The organism is Streptomyces sp. NBC_00620, from assembly GCF_026341825.1.
In the GTDB taxonomy this organism is placed as follows: Bacteria; Actinomycetota; Actinomycetes; order Streptomycetales; family Streptomycetaceae; genus Streptomyces.
This window is the reverse complement of record NZ_JAPENY010000002.1, coordinates 262,735-281,211: the sequence shown is the minus strand read 5'-3', so window position 1 is coordinate 281,211 and position 18,477 is coordinate 262,735. Positions and strand designations below refer to the sequence as shown.

The following is an 18,477-nucleotide window of genomic DNA, read 5'->3' as shown; positions in this document are numbered from 1 at the left end:
GGGCCGCACCGCTGTCAGGCACCGGGGCGCTCTGTTGCCGAGGAGCCCGGCGTGGGGGCTGGGGTCGGGTGGGTCGCGCGGCCCGGCGCTGTACGGGGTGCCGCTATGCCCACCCGTGCCGCCCCTAGCGGCACGCATGCCCACAGCGAGGAAGGTTGCCGCGGCGCGCGTGCCCACGGCTGCGGCGTGAGTGCCGCTGCGCCCGGTTCAGGGCGTGCGTGAGGGGGTGTCCACCGGACTGGTGGACACCCCCTCAGGCGATGTCATTGACCGCGGCGCTCGGGGGCTACTGGCCACCCTGGTCGTCGCGGCGGCGCTGCCAGCGTTGTTCGATGCGGTCCATCATGGAGCGGCGCTGTCGGCCTTGGCTGCGGGCGGCCGGCGCGCCTGGCGCGGTCGGCTGTTCACCCGGCTTGGGGGCCTTGCGCCAACCGGTTACGGCAAGCACCGCGCAGCCCAGCATGACGAGGAAACCCACCACGCTTAGCCAGATCTGCACGGCGACCATTCCGGCCATGAGGAGCGCGATACCCACCAGGAAGCCCGCGACCGCCTGGTAGACCCGTCGCCGGGTATACGTACGCAGCCCGCTTCCCTCAAGCGCTGTCGCGAACTTGGGATCTTCGGCGTACAGCGCTCGCTCCATCTGCTCGAGCATTCGCTGCTCGTGCTCCGAGAGCGGCACGGAGTCCTCCTCATCGTGCAGTCGCCGGGGCGACCGGGGGTCCCCTTCAGGATAGGCAGGGAATCGCCCCCGTGAAACCCGCCCCTCTACGCCAATTAGCCAACCGGAACCCGCCATGACGCCCGGATCCACTGAGGCGTGCATTCCCCAGCGAACGGCCCGTCATGCCGAACGGTCTCCCTCGATCATACGGCGCCGAGCGCCCGATCGGGGGGCCTGTGGCGTACTCCATCTGCAGCCAAGCCCCTGATCAGCGGCGCACCACGGGAGGCGGCTCAGCGCTCACCGGCCCCTTGCGTCTCACCGAGCACATGAAGCTGCGTCGCCACGGAGTGGAACGCGGCGAGTTCGGCCGCTGCCGCCTCCAGCTTCAGCAGTGCTTCCAGGGCCCCGGGCTCGGTGTCCACGAGGACGCCGGGGACCAGGTCCGCGAAGACCCGCACCCCGTGTACGGAGGCGACCTTCAGGCCCGCGCCCTCGACCAGCGCGGTGAGCTGTTCGGCGGTGAAACGGTGGGGTACAGGGTCACCCTCGCCCCAGCGTCCGTCCGGGTCGTCGAGCGCCTGCCTGGCCTCCTTGAAGTGCCCGGCGAGGGCGCGGGCCAGCACGGCTCCGCCCAGGCCCGCGGCGAGGAGGCTGAGGACGCCTTCGGGGCGCAGCGCGTCCACCACGTTGCGGACGCCGTTGGCCGGGTCGTCCACGTACTCCAGGACTCCGTGACAGAGCACCGCGTCGTAGCCACCGCGCTCGACGACGTCGAAGAGGCCGTGTGCGTCGCCCTGGACGCCGTGCACGCGGTCGGCGACTCCGGCCTCGGCGGCCCGGCGCTCCAGCGCGAACAGCGCGTTCGGGCTGGGGTCGACGACGGTGACGCGGTGGCCGAGGCGGGCCACGGGCACCGCGAAGTTGCCGCTGCCGCCCCCGGTGTCGAGGACGTCCAGGGCATCCCGCCCCGTGGCCTTGACCCGGCGGTCCAGGGCGTCCTTGAGGACCTCCCAGACCACGGCGGTACGGAGAGAAGCGCGGGGGCGCATCGGGTCCGACACGGCAGTTGACTCCTCGGCGCGGCACCGCCTCTTGCACGGCGGAGCGATCGGGGGGCCTCCCGGGCCCATTTCCGGGGCGGAAGGCTTCATGCGCTTCCACCCTAATGGGCAGCGCAGCGAGTCAATACCGACCGGCTCCGGAGTCTCAGGCTCTGTGCCGTGAAGCGTGAGGCTCCTCGGAGGAAACGGCGGTTCGCGGCTCCCGTGCCGGTCAGCCCGCGTCCGGGACTTGCCGGTCTCCGTCCTGCCGGGGCTGGGGCAGCACGGGTTGCAGCACCAGCATCCGCTCGACGAGGCGCAGGAACATCGCCACGTCGCGTATGAGGTCGTCGGCGTCGCGGCTGCCGGCCGCGCCCTGTATGCCCGCCTCGGCGCGAGCACGGCGGGTCGCTCCGGCGGCGAACAGCGCGCTCCACTCGGCGAGTTCAGGCGCGATTTCGGGGAGCACTTCCCAGGCGCTCCGGATGCGTGCCCTGCGTCGGGGCGTGGGTTCCGGGCGTCCCCGCGCGGCGAGGACGGCCGCGGCGGTGCGCAGGGCGGCCAAGTGGGCCGTCGCATAGCGCTCGTTGGGTGTGTCGAGGGCGGTCGCCTCGTCGAGTCCGGCGTGGGCCTGTGCGAGCAGTTCGAGGGCGGCGGGCGGGGCCGTGGTCCGGCGGAGCACGGGGTGCACGTCGCTCGCCGGACCGGTCAGTGAGGGGGCAGGGCCGGTGGCGCGGCGCCGGTGGGAGGCGGCTGCGGATGAGTTGGCCATGACGAACCTCCTGTCGTCTGTGTGACGGCTCTGTGGCCGTATGTGTCCATCGTGAGGTATGCCACTGACAATCCGTTCTGACCTGGGCTTTTGCTTCGATCGAAGGTTCGAGATAGTTTTTGCACTGACCAGTCAGTTCAAAAGAATCGGTTCAAGAGCCGCCGGTGTCGGTCGGCTCGAAGAGGGGGAGCTGTGGGCGAGCACCATGGAGTCGCCGTCAGCGCCGAGGGGTTCGGGCTCAAGGGACCGCGCGGCTGGGCCTTCCGCGGCATCGACATCACCGCGGAGCCCGGCTCGCTGATCGCTGTCGAGGGACCGTCCGGTTCCGGGAGGACCTGTCTGCTGCTCGCGCTCAGTGGGCGGATGAAGCCGAGCGAGGGGCACGCGGCTGTCGGTTCCTTCCGGCTGCCCAAGCAGATGTCCGCGGTGCGCCGGATCAGTGCGCCGGCCCATGTCCCGGGCGTCACCGACCTGGACCCGGCCCTGACCGTCGGGGAGCACCTGCTGGAACGGGCGCTGCTGCAACGGCGCTTCGGCGGTTCACTGCGGGGGCTGCTGCGGCCCCGCGGGGACCGGGTGACGGAGGCGAGACTGCGGATCGACACGGCGCTGACGGCCGCCGGGCTCGACCGGGAGACGCTGCCCAAGGGTTCCCGGACGTCCGTACGCGACCTGGAACGCCTGGAGGCGCTGCGGCTGTCCGTCGCGCTGGCTCTCATCGGCCGTCCGCACCTGCTCGCCGTCGACGACCTCGACCTCAAGCTGTCCGACGCCGAACGGGCCGAGGCATGGGCCTTGTTGAGGTCTCTCACCGAGTCCGGGACCACGGTCGTCGCGGTGTGCAGCGAGGCTCCCGAGGACGCCGTCGTCGTGTCCACCAGCCCCAAGCCTGCGCCGGAAACCGCGGCGGAGCAGCAGCACAACGACGAGAACACCGAGAACACCGAGAACGACAACAAGGAGACGGCCGATGCGCTCGCCGAAACTGGCCTCGCTTGAGCTCAGGCGCTTCGGCAGGGGCAAGCTCCCGCGCGCCGCGCTGGCCGCGCTCCTGCTGCTGCCCCTGCTCTACGGCGCCCTCTACCTGTGGTCGTTCTGGGACCCGTACGGCCGTCTCGACCGCATCCCCGTGGCGCTCGTGAACGCCGACAAGGGGGCGACCGCCGCGGGCAAGAAGGTCATGGCGGGCGACGACATCACCAAGGGGCTGCGCGGCAGCGACACCTTCGAGTGGCACGAGGTGAGCGCGGCGGAGGCCCGGGCGGGCGTCGAGGACGGCACGTACTACCTGTCGCTGACCATGCCGGGCGACTTCAGCGAGCGGATCGCCTCCAGCTCCGGGGAGTCACCGGAGACGGGCGCGCTCCAGGTGCGTACGAACGACGCGAACAACTACATCGTCGGGCAGATCTCCCGGACGGTGTTCAGCGAGGTGCGCACGGCCGCGTCCACGAAGGCCTCCCGGTCGTTCCTCGACAAGATCTACGTCTCCTTCTCGGGCATCCACGGGGAGACCGAGAAGGCCGCTAAGGGCGCCGACAAGCTGGAGAGCGGGATCGGCACGGCGGAGAAGGGGGCCGAGGACCTCGCGGACGGTCTGAAGGACGCCAAGAAGGGCAGCGGGAAGCTCTCCACGGGCCTGAAGAAGCTCAACACGGGCGCAGGTGACCTGGAGGACGGTTCGCAGCAGGTCGCGGACGGCACGCAGACCCTGGCCGACAAGGTCAACGGGGTCGCGGACCAGGTGGGCCCCTTCCTGAAGGACAACGAGAAGTCGATCGGCGACACTGCCCAGCTGGTCGCGGACGCCGCCTCGGGGATCCGCGCCAACCTCGGCACCCTGGTCGAGACGGCCCCGGCCGCCGCCAAGGGCGCCCACACGGCCTCCGCCGCGCTCAACACGGTCTACAAGGCACGCTGCGAGACCCTGCCGGTTCCCGACGCCGCGTGCCCCGACCTGAAGAAGGCCAAGCAGGCGGCCGCGGACGTGGCCACGGTCGCCGACGACGTGAACACCCTGATCGAGGACCAGGACGGCGATCTCGACAAGCTCGACAAGAACCTGGCCGTGCTCCAGAAGCAGGCTCAGGCGCTCGCCGACCGCTCGCCGAACCTCTCCGAGGACCTCGCCGACGCCGTCTCCAGGATCAACGAACTGAACGACGGCGCCGGGAAGGTCGCCGAGGGGGCGAAGACGCTGCACTCGGGGCTCGGTACGGCCAAGACCGGCGCGGCGGACCTCGACACGGGCGTGGGGAAGCTGAAGACGGGCGCGAACGACCTCGACGCAGGCCTGTACAAGCTCGCGGACGGCTCCGGGACGCTCGCCGACGGACTGCACGACGGCGCCGACCAGATCCCCGACTACGACAAGGAGGACCGCGACCAGCGCACCGACGTCATGTCGGACCCGGTTCAGCTCGCCTCGCAGGACCTGCACAAGGCGCCCAACTACGGCACCGGTTTCGCCCCGTACTTCATCCCGCTGTCCCTGTGGGTGGGCGCGATGGTGGCGTACATGCTGATCCAGCCCCTCAACCGGCGCGCACTCGCGGCGGGCGCCTCGGCCTGGCGCATCGCGCTGGCGGGCTGGCTGCCGGTGGCCGCCATAGGCGTGCTGCAGACGGCGGCCCTGATGTCCGTGCTGCACTGGGCGGTCGGCCTGGAGATGGTGCACGCGGCCGGGACGGTGGGCTTCCTGTTCCTGGTGACTGCGTGCTTCGCGGCGATCGTGCAGTGGCTGAACGCACGCTTCGGAGCGGCGGGCCGGATCCTCGTCCTCGCCTTCCTGATGCTCCAGCTGACCTCGGCCGGAGGCACCTACCCCGTCCAGACCAGTCCGGACTTCTTCAACGCGATCCACCCCTTCTTGCCGATGAGTTACGTCGTCGATGCCCTCAGGAGGCTCATTACGGGCGGCGGCCTCGGGCCGGTCTGGCAGGCGTGCGCCGTCCTGGCCGCGTTCACCGCCGGCGCCCTGGCTCTCACCGCCCTGTCCGCGCGCCGCAAGCAGGTGTGGACGCTCGACCGGCTGCACCCGGAGCTGAGCCTGTGACCGCGCACACGACCACTCCTGTGACAATCAGGGTCATGGAAAGCAGCAACACCACGGCAGGCGGCGGCAGCCGCCGCGAGGCGACCCGGCAGAAGCTCTACGAGGCGGCCGTCACCCTGATCGCCGAACAGGGCTTCTCCGCCACCACGGTGGACGAGATCGCCGAGCGCGCCGGGGTCGCGAAGGGCACGGTCTACTACAACTTCGCGAGCAAATCCGTCCTCTTCGAAGAGCTGCTGCGGCACGGCGTCGAGCTCCTCACCGCCTCCCTCCGGGAGGCGGCCGAGAAGACCGACCGGGACGGCGGCAGCAAGGTCGACGCGCTGGACGCGATGATCCGGGCCGGCCTCGTCTTCATCGACCGCTATCCGGCCTTCACGCAGCTCTACGTGGCGGAGCTGTGGCGCACCAACCGGGCCTGGCAGTCCACGCTCATGGTGGTCCGGCAGCAAGCGGTCGCGGTCGTGGAGGGCGTCCTGCGCGACGGCGTGGCGAACGGCGAGCTCAGCGACGAGATCGACATCCCGCTGACAGCTTCCGCACTGGTCGGCATGGTCCTTGTGGCTGCCCTGGACTGGCAGGCCTTCCAGCCCGAGCACTCCCTGGACGACGTCCACGCGGCCCTCTCACGGCTGCTCCAGGGGCGTGTGAGCGGCAACCGCTAGCGCACCCCGGGACCGGGCGCCCCCTGCACGCACGAAAGCGCCGGTCCGATGTGGCCGCGTCCCCCGCGGGCCAGTCGAACCGGCGCTTCGCCGTGCTCCCCCGTGCTCCCCCCGATCCCCCGTTGGGCCCCGTCCGGTCATCCCCGGGTCCCCCGTGCCTCGCTCCCGCCGACGAATCGGCGGAAGGAGCGGCCAAGGGCGCGAGAACCGTTCCGCCGCCCCGTGTCGGCGGTACCGGAGCCGCGCCCCTTTCCGTGTCTCCACTCTCCCGTTCGCGCAGGTCGGGCCCATCCGCGCGCGTACTCATCTCACTGGCTAGGTACGAGTACTCAGCCGTACGCACTCATGCCCAGGACGCACCGTTGCCGACTGGTTACGATCGCCCCCGTGTCCGTACTCCCCCTGGTCTTCACCAGCGGCTGGGCCAGCGGCATCAACGCGTACGCGGTGGTGCTGCTCCTCGGCATTTTCGGCGCGACCGGCCTGAGCGACGATGTCCCGGAGTCGCTTCAGCGCCCTGAGATCCTCGTCACAGCCGGCGTGCTTTTCCTCTGTGAGGCGGTCGCCGACAAGATCCCGTACGTGGATTCGGTGTGGGACTCGGTGCACACCGTGATCCGGCCCGTGTCGGGCGCGGTGGTCGCGGCGCTGCTCGCCGGGCAGAGCGGTTCGCTCTCCGACCTGGCGGCCGGGGCCATCGGCGGTTCGACGGCGCTGGCGAGCCACACCGTCAAGGCCGGCACGCGCATGGCGATCAACACCTCGCCGGAGCCGTTCAGCAACTTCCTCATGAGCACCGCCGAGGACCTCGGGGTGGCCGGCATCCTCACCTTCGCGATGTTCCATCCGGAGGCCGCGGCGATCATCGCGGCCGTCCTGCTGCTCGCCGGACTTGTGGTGCTCTTCTTCCTGGTCTCGCGGATCAGACGGTTCCTGCGCCGCAGGGCCCAGCGCCGGGAGGAGAGACGGCTGGCGGCGCGGGTGGCAGAGCCACCCGGCTGATCCCTTCGCGAAGGGCCCGGGCCGGACTGTCAGTGGTGGCCGATAAAGTCCCTGGCATGGCACGAATTGCGGTGATGGGCGCCGGGATGGGCGCGATGGCGGCCGCCGCCCGGCTGGCCGTCGCGGGCCACCGGGTGGTGGTGTACGAGCGCACGGCGACGTACGGCGGAGCGGTGCGCCGCTTCGAGCGCGACGGCTTCGCGTTCGACACGGGTCCGGGGCTGCTGGCGCTGCCCGCGGTCTACCGCGATCTGTTCCTCAAGACGGGCAAGGAGCCGCTGGAGGCGTGCGTCGAGCTGGTCCAGGTGGACCCGTCGTCGCGGCACGTCTTCGCGGACGGCACGGACGTCTCCTTGCCGAACGCGTCCCGCGCGGGCGTCGTCACCGCGCTGACCGAGGCACTCGGCGCGGGCGCGGGCGAGCGGTGGGGCGACTTCCTGGTGCGGGCGCGCGAGGCCTGGGACCGCACGCGCAGGCCGCTCCTGGAGGAGCCACTGTGGCCCAACTGGTCGGTGCTCGCCGAGCGCGAGCCCTACCCCGCGGTGCCTCACAAGCGGCTGCTGCGCACCCGGCGGGCGAGCACCCTCGCCGAGGTCGGCGACTGGGAGCTGCGTGACCCGCGCCTGACGGCCCTCCTGGAGAGCCACGCCCTCGCCTACGGGCTCGACCCGCGCGTCGCCCCGGCGAGCGCCGCGGTACTGCCGTACATGGAGCACGCCTTCGGCACCTGGTATGTCCGCGGCGGCATACGGGAGTTGGCGCGCGCGGTGTACGAGCGGTGTGTCGCTCGGAAGGTCGAGTTCGTCTTCGGTGCCGAGGTCACGGGGATCGTCGAGAAGGACGGCCGGGCCGCGGGGATCGAGCTGCGGGACGGGACCGTCGCCGAGGCGGACATGGTCGTCGGCACGGGGCCCTGGCGGCTGAGCGGCATGAGCCGTCCCGAGCTGTACGTGGGGGACGACGTGGAGCCGAACCCGGAGGCCCTCTTCTCCGGCAAGGTCGTGGTCTGCCTCGCGCTGCGCGGCGCGCGTGAGGCGGGCGCCGCGCACCGCACGGTCGTCCACACCACCGACCGGGAGGCGGAACTCGACCTCTTCGGACTCGGTACACCGCCCGAGCGGCCGACCGTGTGGGTCGAGCGGCCGGACGACCCGCGGCTGCGCCCCGACGACGCGCACGAGTCCGTGGTGCTCACGGCGACGGTGCCGTCCCAGGCCCATCACGACTGGACGGCGGCAGGAGCGGCGGACGCCTTCGCGGACCGCATGGTCGCCGCCGCCGAGCGGGCCGTTCCCGGGCTGGGTGAACGGGTGCTGTGGCGCGAGGTGCGCACTCCCGTGCACACGGAGGAAGAAACGGGCGCGCAGGGCGGCGGCATACCGGCACCCTCACTGGCGGGCGCGACAGGGACCCTGCTGCATCCCGCGAACGGCACCCGTCTGCCTGGCCTGTTCGCGGCCGGCGGTTGGGCCCACCCCGGCGGCGGCCTGCCGCACGCGGGAATGTCGGGCGCGCTGGTGGCCGGACTGATCGTGGAAGGACCGGAGTTCCGCGGCTCGCAGTGACCCCGGTGCGCTGAACGAGAGGAGGCCCGCGCGAGGTCAGGTGCGGGCCGTCACTCAGTACCGGTACTGCTGCTCGTCGTACCCGGTGGCGTTGCCGTTACCGTTGCCGTTCTCCTGGTACGGGTACGGCTGCTCCGGCGGGAGTTCGCCGCCGTACTCGTCGGTGCGCTGCTGCGGCACCCAGACGCCGCCGGGCGGGGTGGTGTCGCCGCCGTAGTTGCCGGCGGCGTACTGGTCCTGTCCGTAGGCCTGCTGCGTGTACTGCTGCTGCTCGCCGCCACCGTAGGTGGTGTTGTCGTACGAGGCACCGCTGTACGTCTGCGTGCCGATGTACGGGTCGGAGTAGGCGGCGTACTGCTGCTGGCCGTTGTCGTAGCCGTACTGCTGCTGGTCGTAGCCGGAGTAGCCGTCGTACGCGTAGGCCTGCTGGTCCTGGGCCTGGGCGGCGGTCGCGTAGGACTGGTCGGTGGTGGCCTCGTAGGACTGGTCGGCCGCTGCCGCGTACGCGTTGGCGTCGTAGATGCCGTACGAGCCGGTGTCGTCGGGCAGGGGCTGCGGTTCGTACACGGCGGTGGTCTCGGCGGCGGCGGGCCGGCCCGAGCCGGGCGGCATGAAGCGGTCGGACTGTGCGGGCGAGAAGACGTTGTCCTCGCCGGCGTACTCGTCGCCCTGGGGATTCACCATGCCGTCGGTCGCTTCGAGGCCGGAGACCTCCAGCGACGGATCCTGGTGCTCCGGCTCGCCGCGGCGGCGCTTGCTCTTGATCTTGTCGGCGCCCTGGCGGTTGCCGACGGCCCAGCCGGCCGCGAACCCGCGGCGGAACGACAGCGTGACGTACGTCTGGCCGACCGCGAAGGCCGCCGCGCCCAGGCCGATGACCACCACGGAGGGAATCAGCACGCCGAGGACCACGCCGAGGAAGCCGGCGAAGGCGAGCAGCCGGTAGCGCAACCGCGCCTTGTACTGCAGCAGGACCTCGCCCAGCAGCCACAGTGCGACGACGCCGAACGCGATATAGAGGACCGTCCAGCCCATGTACGCCCCTCTCCCAGTGGCCGCTACGCAGTGTGTCGTACGTGGGTGCGACCGGTCTAGGCCTGCTGTGGGTGGTGCAGACCCAGATTGTCGTAGATTTCCAGCGTCGCCGTGGAGTTGTTGAGCGTAATGAAGTGCAGTCCGGGGACTCCCTCGGCCAGCAGCCTCGCGCAGAACTCCGTGGCGAACTCGATGCCAATGGAGCGTACAGCCGCTGCATCGGCTTTGGCTGTGAGGATTCGCTCTTTCAGGACGTCCGGGAACGAGGCGTTGCTGAGCTTCGGAAGCCTCTCCAGCATCTTCACACTCGTGACCGGCATGACCTCGGGAATCACCGGAGTCTCACAGCCGGCCGCGGCGACGCGGTCGCGCAGGCGGAGATACGACTCGGGGTGGAAGAACATCTGTGTGATCGCGTAGTCGGCGCCGGCGCGGCACTTGTCGACGAAGTGTTCGACGTCGAGGTCCCAGGCCTCGGAGCGCGGGTGCATCTCGGGGAAGGCCGCGACACCGACGCAGAAGTCGCCGGACTCCTTGATGAGCCGGACGAGTTCGGCCGCGTAGGTCAGGCCCTTGGGGTGCGGCACCCAGTCGCCCATCGGGTCGCCGGGCGGGTCGCCGCGGACGGCGAGGATGTTGCGGATCCCGGCGTCCGCGTACTGGCCGATGATGTTGCGCAGTTCCGCGATGGAGTGATTGACCGCGGTGAGGTGGGCGACCGGGGTGAGCGTCGTGTCGACGACGATCTGCTGGGTCTCCTTGACCGTGCCCGCACGAGTGGATCCGCCTGCTCCGTACGTCACGGAGACGAAGTCCGGCGCGACCGCCTCGACCCGGCGCAACGCGTTCCACAGGTTCCGCTCGCCCTTGGGGGTCTTCGGCGCGGAGAACTCGAACGAGTACGTCTTGTTGCCGGTCGCGAGCATGTCGCGCACGGTTCGTGCGCGGTCAGTCCTGGTGGAAGCAGATCCGAGGGCCATACCCGCAGGTTAGCCAGGGGGATCGGGTCCCCCAACCGAACGACCGAGAATTGTCCGATTTGTCGACTTCTTGTCCACCCCTCGGACAGCTTCTGGACAGCTTTTCAGGCCATCGGACCGCTACTCGGGCAGCTTTGCGCCGCTACTCGGACAGCTCTACGCCGCGCAGCCGCTTCGCGAACTCTCCCGCCACCGCTCCCGGGTCGTCCGCCTCCGTGATCGCCCGTACGACGACGACGCGGCGGGCGCCCGCCTCCAGCGCCTCGTCGAGGTTGCCGAGGTCGATGCCGCCGATGGCGAACCAGGGGCGGTCGGTGCCCAGCGAGGCCGTGTACCGGACCAGGTCGAGGCCGGGTGCGTGGCGGCCCGGCTTGGTGGGGGTCGGCCAGCAGGGGCCGGTGCAGAAGTAGTCCACGCCCTCCTGGACGGCGGCCGCTGCGGCCTCGGACTCGGCGTGCGTGGAGCGGCCCAGGAGGACCTCGTCGCCGAGGATGGCGCGGGCCGCGGGAACCGGGAGGTCGCCCTGGCCCAGATGGAGCACGTCGGCACCGATCGCGTGGGCGACATCCGCCCGGTCGTTGACCGCGAGGAGCTTGCCGTGGCGTGCGCAGGCGTCCGCGAAGACCTGGAGGTGTTCCAGTTCCTCGGCCGCCTCCATGCCCTTGTCGCGCAGCTGCACGATGTCGACACCGCCCTCCAGGACCACATCCAGGAAATCGGCGAGGTCGCCCTGACGCTTGCGGGCGTCCGTGCACAGGTACACGCGGGCGTCGGCGAGCTGGGCGCGTGCGGCTGCGGCGGCGTTGTCGGGCATGGGTGTGTCCCCCGTTGTCGGTGCGTGGGGACCACGGCGGCCGGGGTGGTCCGTGGCCGCCGTGGTCCGGACGTCGGACGGTCTGTTCAGGTCAGACGGCGAGCGCCTGGGCGCGACGCTTCACCTCCGTGCCGCGATTCTCGCTGAGAGCCTGCGCGGGGGTACCGGGCAGGCTCGGGTCGGGGGTGAAGAGCCACTCGAGCATCTCTTCATCGGAGAAACCGTCGTCCCTCAGGAGCGTCAGGGTGCCTGTCAGGCCCTTGACCACCTTGTCCCCGTCGATGAAGGCGGCAGGGACGTGCAGCGCGCGGTTCTCACCACGGCGTACGGCGATCACCTGGCCCTCCTTGACCAGCTGCCGGACTCGGGTCACCTCGACGCCGAACTGCTCGGCGATGTCGGGGAGGGTGAGCCAGGCGGGTACGAGAGCATCGATCTTTGCGTCAATCTCGGTCACGGGACAAGCCTGCCATCCCGGACTGACACTCGGTACCCGAGTCCCGCCCCGACAGGGCACAAACCACCCAAAACCAATCAGAACCGCTGATGGCCGCCCCCTCGGCGGCGAATCCGTACCGCCTACGCCGTCGCCGTCTTCAGCGGTCGCGCCGGGTCCGACAGCAGCTCCGGGTTCATCAGGGTGCCCGCCTCGATGAGTTTGCGGCCCTGCGCCAGATCCCTGGGGCGGCCGACCGCCAGGAGGGCGACCAGGCGGCCGTCGTGGAGCCAGCAGACCGTCCAGGCGGCGCCGGACGGGTCGCCGCGCCAGACGGTGGTGTCGGCGGGGGCGTGGTGGCCGACGTACTGGACGAAGCGGCCGAACTGCTCGGACCAGAAGTACGGGACGGGGTCGTACGCGACGGGGGACTCGCCGATGATGTTCGCCGCCACCGTGCGCGGGCCCTGGAGGGCGTTGTCCCAGTGGTGGACCAGAAGGCGGTCCTCGTACCGGCCCGAAGGGAAGGAAGCGCAGTCGCCGACCGCGTAGACGTCCGGAGCGGAGGTGCGCAGATGGTCGTCGGCCACGACCTCGCGGTGGGCGCCGAGCTCGATGCCCGAGCCGCTGAGCCAGGCGGTGGCGGGGCGCGCGCCGATGCCGACGACCACGGCGTCCGCGGGCACCCTGGAGCCGTCGTCCAGGACCACCGCGCCGGGCTCGATGCGCTCCACGCGCGCGTGGGTGCGCAATTCGGCTCCGCTGTCCGCGTACCAGGCGGCCATCGGCTCGGCGACCTCGGCGGGCAACGCCCCGGCGAGCGGCCGGTCGGCGGCCTCGACGACGGTCACCACGCACCCCGCGTCACGCGCCGCCGTGGCGAACTCGGCGCCGATCCAGCCCGCCCCGACCACCACGATGTCGTGCTGCTGGGCGAGCACCGGACGCAGCCGCTCGGCGTCGTCCAGGGTGCGCAGCAGATGGACCCCGGGGACGCCCTCCGCGCCCGGCAGCCGGATCGGTTCGGCGCCGGTCGCGACGACCAGGACGTCGTAAGGCACCGGGCCCGTGGCGGTGTCCAGCTCATGATCCTCGGGGCGGACGCCGAGCGCCTCGCGTCCGAGCTGCAGTTCGATGCCCAGTGCCTCGAAGTCGATGTCGAAGGCGGAGCCCTCGGCCTTGCCGAGCAGCACGGCCTTGGACAGCGGTGGCCGGTCGTACGGCTGGTGCGGTTCCGCCCCGATCAGCGTCACACCGCCGTCGAAGCCCTGTTCTCGCAGGGCGACCGCGGTCTGCACACCCGCCATGCCGGCGCCCACGACGACGACCTGCCGTACCGTCCGCTCCTGAACCCGCGTCTTCTCGGTCACCTGATCACCATAGACAGCTGACGATTTGTCAGTCAGCGGACGTGCTCAGTGACCTGTTCCACATCGCCCGTCCTGACCTGCGTCGCTCGTCCCGGCCTCGTCCACGCCGCTCGCCCCGACCTCTTCCACGACGCTCGTCCCACTGCCCCGCTGCGACTCCCACTCCCAGGTCTCCTCAAGCCGCACGCGCCCGTCGGGCAGCTCCGCCACGCGGGACACGCAATGCCCCGAGGAGGTGCTGCCGTCGCGCTTCAACTGCACGTACCGGAAGTCGAGACGGTCACCCTCGCGGGTACCCAGGAGATGCCCGCGTACGACATCGCCGCCCGCGTAGTCGGCCCAGATCTCGCCGTTCCGCTCGTGGTAGGTGAACCGGGTGCGGGTACCCACCTGACCTGGTGCCTGGTCGGCGACCGGGGACAGGACGAGGCCGTCGAGCGAACGGGCCATGGACGCGGGCTCCCTTACTGAGACATACCGCAGCGGGCTAGGCTGGCCAACGTAAAGCACTCGCGGGAGTCCGGACGCACCGGGCTGAGAGGGAGGCTGGGACGGCCTCCGACCGTACGAACCTGATCCGGGTCATGCCGGCGAAGGGAGGGGCTGGACGCCCATGTCGCGTACACCGTCAGACACATCCCAGACATCAGACGCATCTCTCGCATCTCTTGCATTCCAGTCATCGGGCACCTCGGACGTCCTTGTCGTCGGGGGCGGAATCATCGGTCTTGTGACGGCCTGGCGGGCCGCGCAGCGCGGGTTCACGACCGCGCTCCTGGACCCCGAGCCCGGCGGTGGCGCCGCGCAGGTCGCGGCCGGAATGCTCGCCGCCGTCACGGAACTGCACTACGGCGAGCAGACCCTGCTGGGCCTCAACCTCGCCTCCGCGGACCGCTACCCGGACTTCGTCGCCGAGCTCACCGAGGCGACGGGCCAGGACCTCGGCTACCGCCGGTGCGGCACCCTGGCCGTCGCACTCGACGCCGACGACCGCGCCCACCTGCGTGAACTGCACGCCCTGCAACGTCAGTCGGGGCTCGACTCGGAGTGGCTCAGCGGGCGTGAGTGCCGCCGCCTCGAACCGATGCTCGCGCCCGGCGTACGCGGCGGGCTGCGGGTCGACGGCGACCACCAGGTCGATCCGCGCCGGCTCGCCAAGGCCCTGGTCACGGCGTGCGAGCGGGCCGGAGTGGTGTTCCACCGGACGTGGGCCGAGCGCCTGACCGTCGTACGGGACCGGGCCGCCGGAGTCGTCACCGCGGACGGCACCGAGCTGTCGGCGGAGCAGGTGGTCCTCGCCGCGGGCAGCCTCAGCGGGCGCCTCGCGGGCGTTCCCGACGCCGTACTGCCACCCGTGCGCCCGGTGAAGGGGCAGGTTCTGCGGCTGACCGTGCCGAAGCCGTACGCGCCCTTCCTGAGCAGGACCGTGCGTGCCGTCGTCCGCGGCAGCCATGTCTACCTGGTGCCGCGCGAGAACGGCGAGCTCGTCGTGGGCGCGACCAACGAGGAGCTCGGCTGGGACACGACGGTGACCGCGGGCGGCGTGTACGAGCTGCTGCGCGATGCCCATGAGCTGGTGCCCGGGATCACCGAGCTGCCGCTCACCGAGACGCGCGCCGGACTGCGCCCCGGCTCGCCGGACAACGCGCCACTGCTCGGCCCCACCGAACTCGACGGGCTCCTGCTGGCGACCGGGCACTACCGCAACGGCGTCCTGCTGACCCCCGTCACCGGTGACGCGCTGGCGCATGCCCTGGCCACCGGTGAACTCCCGGAAGTGGCACGCCCCTTCACCCCCAAGCGCTTCAGCCCGGCCCTCACGGAGCAGCCCGCATGAACATCCTCGTCAGCGTCTTCGTCAACGGAGAGCGGCAGCGGATCGCCGCGGGCACCGCTCTCGACACGCTCGTCGCGGCGCTCACCCCGGCCCCGTCCGGCGTCGCCGCCGCGCTCAACGAAACCGTCGTCCCGCGCGGGCAGTGGTCGTCCACCTCCCTCTCCGAGGGAGACCGCGTCGAAGTCCTCACCGCCGTCCAAGGAGGCTGACCCATGGCCGACGATCCCTTTGTCCTCGGTGGTACGTCCTTCTCGTCCCGTCTGATCATGGGTACGGGGGGTGCGCCCAGCCTCGATGTCCTGGAGCGCTCGCTCGTCGCCTCCGGCACGGAACTGACAACGGTCGCGATGCGGCGCGTAAACGCTTACGTGCACGGTTCGGTGCTGTCCGTGCTCGACCGGCTCGGCATCCGGGTGCTGCCGAACACGGCGGGGTGCTTCACCGCCGGCGAGGCCGTGCTGACCGCCCGTCTCGCGCGGGAGGCTCTCGGCACCGACGTGATCAAGCTGGAGGTCATCGCCGACGAGCGCACCCTGCTGCCCGATCCGATCGAGCTGCTCGACGCGGCGGAGACGCTGGTGGACGACGGGTTCACCGTGCTGCCCTACACGAACGACGACCCCGTCCTCGCGCGGAAGCTGGAAGACGTCGGCTGCGCCGCGATCATGCCGTTGGGCTCGCCCATCGGGTCCGGGCTCGGGATCCGCAATCCGCACAACTTCCAGCTGATCGTGGAGCACGCGCGCGTGCCGGTCATTCTGGACGCGGGGGCCGGTACGGCGTCCGATGCCGCGCTCGCGATGGAGCTGGGGTGTGCGGGTGTGATGCTCGCCTCGGCCGTGACCCGGGCCCAGGAGCCCGTGCTCATGGCCGAGGGCATGCGGCACGCGGTGGAGGCGGGGCGGCTCGCCTATCGCGCGGGGCGGATTCCCCGGCGGTACCTCGCCGAGGCGTCGTCTCCTGCGGAGGGGATTGCCCGGCTGGATCCGGAGCGGCCTGCCTTCTGACTGCCGTCCGTGGTTGCTGCTTCAGGACTTCCCCGACCGCGCACCGCCCGTTTCCACTCCGTTGAAAGGTGCGGGTCTCCCGTGGGGGTCCCGCGCCGTCGGCGGCTGCCGCGTGGTTCTCCGTCCTGCGACGTGCGTCACAGGACGGCTTCAGTACAGCCCCGGTATCGGCTGAACGGGTGGGGGCTGACAGTGGCGGCTCGTACACTCACCTGCGTGGATACGACCCTTCAGGACCCGCTTGTCGGGCAGCTGCTCGACGGCCGCTATCGCGTGGACGCGCGCATCGCGGTCGGCGGGATGGCCACGGTCTACCGGGCCCTGGACACCCGCCTCGACCGCGTGCTCGCCCTCAAGGTGATGCACCCGGCGCTGGCCGCCGACGGCTCGTTCGTGGAGCGGTTCATCCGCGAGGCCAAGTCGGTGGCCCGGCTCGCGCACCCCAATGTGGTGCAGGTCTTCGACCAGGGGACGGACGGGTCGTACGTCTATCTGGCCATGGAGTACGTCGCCGGGTGCACCCTGCGTGACGTGCTGCGCGAGCGCGGAGCCCTCCAGCCGAGGGCCGCGCTGGACATCCTGGAGCCGGTGCTCGCCGCGCTCGGAGCCGCGCACCGCGCCGGGTTCGTGCACCGCGACATGAAGCCGGAGAACGTCCTCATAGGGGATGACGGCCGGGTCAAGGTGGCGGACTTCGGGCTCGTACGGGCCGTGGACACCGTGACGAACACGACAGGCGCCGTCCTCGGCACCGTTTCGTATCTCGCCCCCGAGCAGATCGAGCACGGCACGGCCGACGCCCGCGTCGACGTCTACGCCTGCGGAATCGTCCTCTACGAGATGCTCACCGGCGACAAGCCGCACTCCGGGGACTCCCCCGCCCAGGTGTTCTACCAGCACCTCCACGCGGACGTACCGCCGCCGTCGGCCGCCGTGCCGGGGCTGGCGTACCAGCTCGACGAGCTGGTCACCTCCGCGACCGCGCGCAACCCCGCAGTGCGCCCGCACGACGCGGTGGCGCTGCTGGGACAGGTCCTCGAGGCGCGGGCAGGGCTCAGCGCCGAGCAGCTCGACGCCGTACCACCGCAGGCACTCGCCACGGGGCACCACAACGCCGAGGACCGTACGAGTGTGATCCCGCGCTCGCTGTCCGTGCCGCGCCCGCTGCCGGTGAACGAGCCCGCCGAGTACGCCGATGCCGCCGTGCTCAACCCGACCAGCCGGTTCGAGCGGACCAGCCAGTTCGCGTCCGAGCCGGGCCCGCCCTCGCGACGCGCCCCGGGCGGCTCCCGGCGCGGAATGCTCGCGATCGTCACGGCGCTCCTGCTGGTGCTCGGTGTCGGCGCGGGCGTCTGGTACATCAACTCCGGCCAGTTCACCAAGGTCCCGGCGGTCCTGGCGGTCACCGAGGCGGAGGCCAAGGACCGGCTGGCGGACGCCGGGCTCGACACCGGGCAGGTCGAGCACGCGTACAGCGACACCGTGGAGCGCGGCACCGTCATCAGCAGCGACCCGGACGTCGGCGCCAAGATCCGTGACAACGACTCGGTGAACCTGACCATCTCCGACGGCCCGGAGACGGTGAAGGTGCCCGACCTCCAGGGCTCCACTCTGGCGAAGGCGAAGGCCGCGCTGGAGGACGGCGGCCTGGCGGCGGGCCTGGTCACCCGGGAGTTCAGCGACGACGTACCCAACGGCTCTGTGATCGGTACGGACCCGGAGGCGGGCACCGAGCGCCACGCGGGCTCGGCCATCGCGATCACCGTCAGCAAGGGCAGCCCGGTGGAGGTGGCCGACGTCACGGGAGCGTCCGTCGAGGACGCCACCGCGGAGCTGGAGGAGGCGGGTCTGAAGGTGAAGATCGCCTCCGCGCAGGTCAATTCGGAGTTCGACAAGGGTCTGGTCGCCGAACAGTCCCCCGGCGCGGGCAATGAGGCCGCCGAGGGCGACACCGTGACGCTGACGATCTCCAAGGGTCCCGAGATGGTCGAGGTCCCGGATGTCGTGGGCGACAGCGTGGACGACGCGAAGCAGACGCTGGAGGACGCCGGGTTCCAGGTCGACGAGGACCGCGGCCTGCTCAACCTCTTCGGGAACACCGTCAAGAGCCAGTCGGTGGACGGCGGCGACACGGCACCCAAGGGCTCGACGATCACGATCGAGATCGACTGAGCCGCGCCGCACCAAGCCGGCCGATGACCACGAGGTCCGCCGACAGGGCGGGAGTGC

The 18,477-nt window shown here is 71.1% G+C and carries 17 protein-coding genes, 1 pseudogene and 1 riboswitch; of the genes and pseudogenes, 9 read left to right on the top strand and 9 right to left on the bottom strand.

The annotated features are described in order from the left end of the window. Window positions 1-286: 286 nt before the first annotated feature. The 3 genes from OG246_RS20450 to OG246_RS20440 form a co-directional block, all read right to left on the bottom strand. On the bottom strand, window positions 287-685 hold the full coding sequence (locus tag OG246_RS20450; RefSeq protein WP_266465234.1) for a DUF3040 domain-containing protein: 399 nt from the start codon (window positions 683-685) through the stop codon (window positions 287-289). Between the two features lie 275 nt (window positions 686-960). After that, window positions 961-1,731 carry a methyltransferase gene (locus tag OG246_RS20445; protein WP_266465231.1) on the bottom strand — a complete coding sequence of 257 codons (771 nt, stop codon included), beginning with the start codon at window positions 1,729-1,731 and terminating at the stop codon, window positions 961-963. Window positions 1,732-1,942: 211 nt separating this feature from the next. Then, window positions 1,943-2,482 (bottom strand): SAV_6107 family HEPN domain-containing protein, encoded by a 540-nt coding sequence (locus OG246_RS20440; RefSeq protein ID WP_266465229.1) that lies wholly within the window; start codon window positions 2,480-2,482, stop codon window positions 1,943-1,945. A gap of 192 nt (window positions 2,483-2,674) precedes the next feature. Between OG246_RS20440 and OG246_RS20435 the strand changes: the two genes are divergently transcribed. The 5 genes from OG246_RS20435 to OG246_RS20415 all read left to right on the top strand — a co-directional run bounded on the left by OG246_RS20435 (window position 2,675) and on the right by OG246_RS20415 (window position 8,769). Then, window positions 2,675-3,481, top strand: coding sequence for an ATP-binding cassette domain-containing protein (locus OG246_RS20435; protein ID WP_266465227.1), 807 nt, complete (start codon window positions 2,675-2,677; stop codon window positions 3,479-3,481). Continuing rightward, entirely contained in the window at window positions 3,453-5,537 is a 2,085-nt protein-coding gene (locus OG246_RS20430; protein WP_266465225.1) for a YhgE/Pip domain-containing protein, read from the top strand. The genes OG246_RS20435 and OG246_RS20430 overlap by 29 nt, the downstream gene beginning before the upstream one ends. A 35-nt stretch (window positions 5,538-5,572) precedes the next feature. After that, window positions 5,573-6,202: a TetR/AcrR family transcriptional regulator gene (locus OG246_RS20425; protein WP_266465223.1), complete on the top strand. Its 630-nt coding sequence runs from the start codon at window positions 5,573-5,575 to the stop codon at window positions 6,200-6,202. Window positions 6,203-6,589: 387 nt separating this feature from the next. After that, window positions 6,590-7,204, top strand: coding sequence for a DUF4126 domain-containing protein (locus tag OG246_RS20420; protein ID WP_266465220.1), 615 nt, complete (start codon window positions 6,590-6,592; stop codon window positions 7,202-7,204). Between the two features lie 56 nt (window positions 7,205-7,260). Continuing rightward, a complete protein-coding gene (locus OG246_RS20415) occupies window positions 7,261-8,769 on the top strand; it encodes an NAD(P)/FAD-dependent oxidoreductase (protein ID WP_266465217.1) in 1,509 nt (502 codons plus the stop codon). Between the two features lie 54 nt (window positions 8,770-8,823). Here OG246_RS20415 and OG246_RS20410 read toward each other — a convergent pair whose 3' ends face one another. From OG246_RS20410 to OG246_RS20385, 6 genes are all read right to left on the bottom strand, one after another. Continuing rightward, a complete protein-coding gene (locus OG246_RS20410) occupies window positions 8,824-9,804 on the bottom strand; it encodes a hypothetical protein (protein ID WP_266465214.1) in 981 nt (326 codons plus the stop codon). A 56-nt stretch (window positions 9,805-9,860) separates the two neighbouring features. Next, window positions 9,861-10,784, bottom strand: coding sequence for a methylenetetrahydrofolate reductase [NAD(P)H] (gene metF / locus OG246_RS20405; protein WP_266465211.1), 924 nt, complete (start codon window positions 10,782-10,784; stop codon window positions 9,861-9,863). 142 nt (window positions 10,785-10,926) lie between these two features. After that, complete coding sequence (gene thiE, locus OG246_RS20400; RefSeq protein WP_266465208.1) at window positions 10,927-11,598, bottom strand: thiamine phosphate synthase; 672 nt, start codon at window positions 11,596-11,598, stop codon at window positions 10,927-10,929. 91 nt (window positions 11,599-11,689) lie between these two features. Next, complete coding sequence (locus OG246_RS20395; protein ID WP_266465206.1) at window positions 11,690-12,055, bottom strand: Rv2175c family DNA-binding protein; 366 nt, start codon at window positions 12,053-12,055, stop codon at window positions 11,690-11,692. Between the two features lie 122 nt (window positions 12,056-12,177). Then, window positions 12,178-13,404, bottom strand: a complete 1,227-nt coding sequence (locus tag OG246_RS20390) for an NAD(P)/FAD-dependent oxidoreductase (RefSeq protein ID WP_266465203.1) — start codon at window positions 13,402-13,404, stop codon at window positions 12,178-12,180. Window positions 13,405-13,449: 45 nt separating this feature from the next. Beyond that, window positions 13,450-13,854, bottom strand: a complete 405-nt coding sequence (locus OG246_RS20385) for a hypothetical protein (RefSeq protein ID WP_266465200.1) — start codon at window positions 13,852-13,854, stop codon at window positions 13,450-13,452. Between the two features lie 52 nt (window positions 13,855-13,906). Then, window positions 13,907-14,020, top strand: a riboswitch (TPP riboswitch). Between the two features lie 72 nt (window positions 14,021-14,092). Between OG246_RS20385 and thiO the strand changes: the two are divergent. From thiO to pknB, 4 genes and pseudogenes are all read left to right on the top strand, one after another. Then, window positions 14,093-15,241, top strand: a pseudogene (thiO, locus tag OG246_RS20380) (glycine oxidase ThiO); the annotation flags it as partial. Further along, window positions 15,238-15,450 (top strand): sulfur carrier protein ThiS, encoded by a 213-nt coding sequence (thiS, locus tag OG246_RS20375; RefSeq protein ID WP_266465199.1) that lies wholly within the window; start codon window positions 15,238-15,240, stop codon window positions 15,448-15,450. The pseudogene thiO and the gene thiS, both read left to right, overlap by 4 nt. Before the next feature lie 3 nt (window positions 15,451-15,453). After that, entirely contained in the window at window positions 15,454-16,248 is a 795-nt protein-coding gene (locus OG246_RS20370) for a thiazole synthase (protein ID WP_266465198.1), read from the top strand. Between the two features lie 216 nt (window positions 16,249-16,464). Further along, on the top strand, window positions 16,465-18,420 hold the full coding sequence (gene pknB / locus OG246_RS20365) for a Stk1 family PASTA domain-containing Ser/Thr kinase (RefSeq protein ID WP_266465197.1): 1,956 nt from the start codon (window positions 16,465-16,467) through the stop codon (window positions 18,418-18,420). Window positions 18,421-18,477 lie beyond the last annotated feature (57 nt).

Excerpts from the sequence above, each read along its gene's own strand:
- OG246_RS20385 (WP_266465200.1), bottom strand. The coding sequence starts at position 13,854 with ATGGCCCGTTCGCTCGACGGCCTCGTCCTGTCCCCGGTCGCCGACCAG.
- OG246_RS20425 (WP_266465223.1), top strand. The coding sequence starts at position 5,573 with ATGGAAAGCAGCAACACCACGGCAGGCGGCGGCAGCCGCCGCGAGGCG.
- OG246_RS20410 (WP_266465214.1), bottom strand. The coding sequence starts at position 9,804 with ATGGGCTGGACGGTCCTCTATATCGCGTTCGGCGTCGTCGCACTGTGG.
- thiE (WP_266465208.1), bottom strand. The coding sequence starts at position 11,598 with ATGCCCGACAACGCCGCCGCAGCCGCACGCGCCCAGCTCGCCGACGCC.
- metF (WP_266465211.1), bottom strand. The coding sequence starts at position 10,784 with ATGGCCCTCGGATCTGCTTCCACCAGGACTGACCGCGCACGAACCGTG.
- thiS (WP_266465199.1), top strand. The coding sequence starts at position 15,238 with ATGAACATCCTCGTCAGCGTCTTCGTCAACGGAGAGCGGCAGCGGATC.
- OG246_RS20370 (WP_266465198.1), top strand. The coding sequence starts at position 15,454 with ATGGCCGACGATCCCTTTGTCCTCGGTGGTACGTCCTTCTCGTCCCGT.
- OG246_RS20430 (WP_266465225.1), top strand. The coding sequence starts at position 3,453 with ATGCGCTCGCCGAAACTGGCCTCGCTTGAGCTCAGGCGCTTCGGCAGG.
- OG246_RS20440 (WP_266465229.1), bottom strand. The coding sequence starts at position 2,482 with ATGGCCAACTCATCCGCAGCCGCCTCCCACCGGCGCCGCGCCACCGGC.
- OG246_RS20415 (WP_266465217.1), top strand. The coding sequence starts at position 7,261 with ATGGCACGAATTGCGGTGATGGGCGCCGGGATGGGCGCGATGGCGGCC.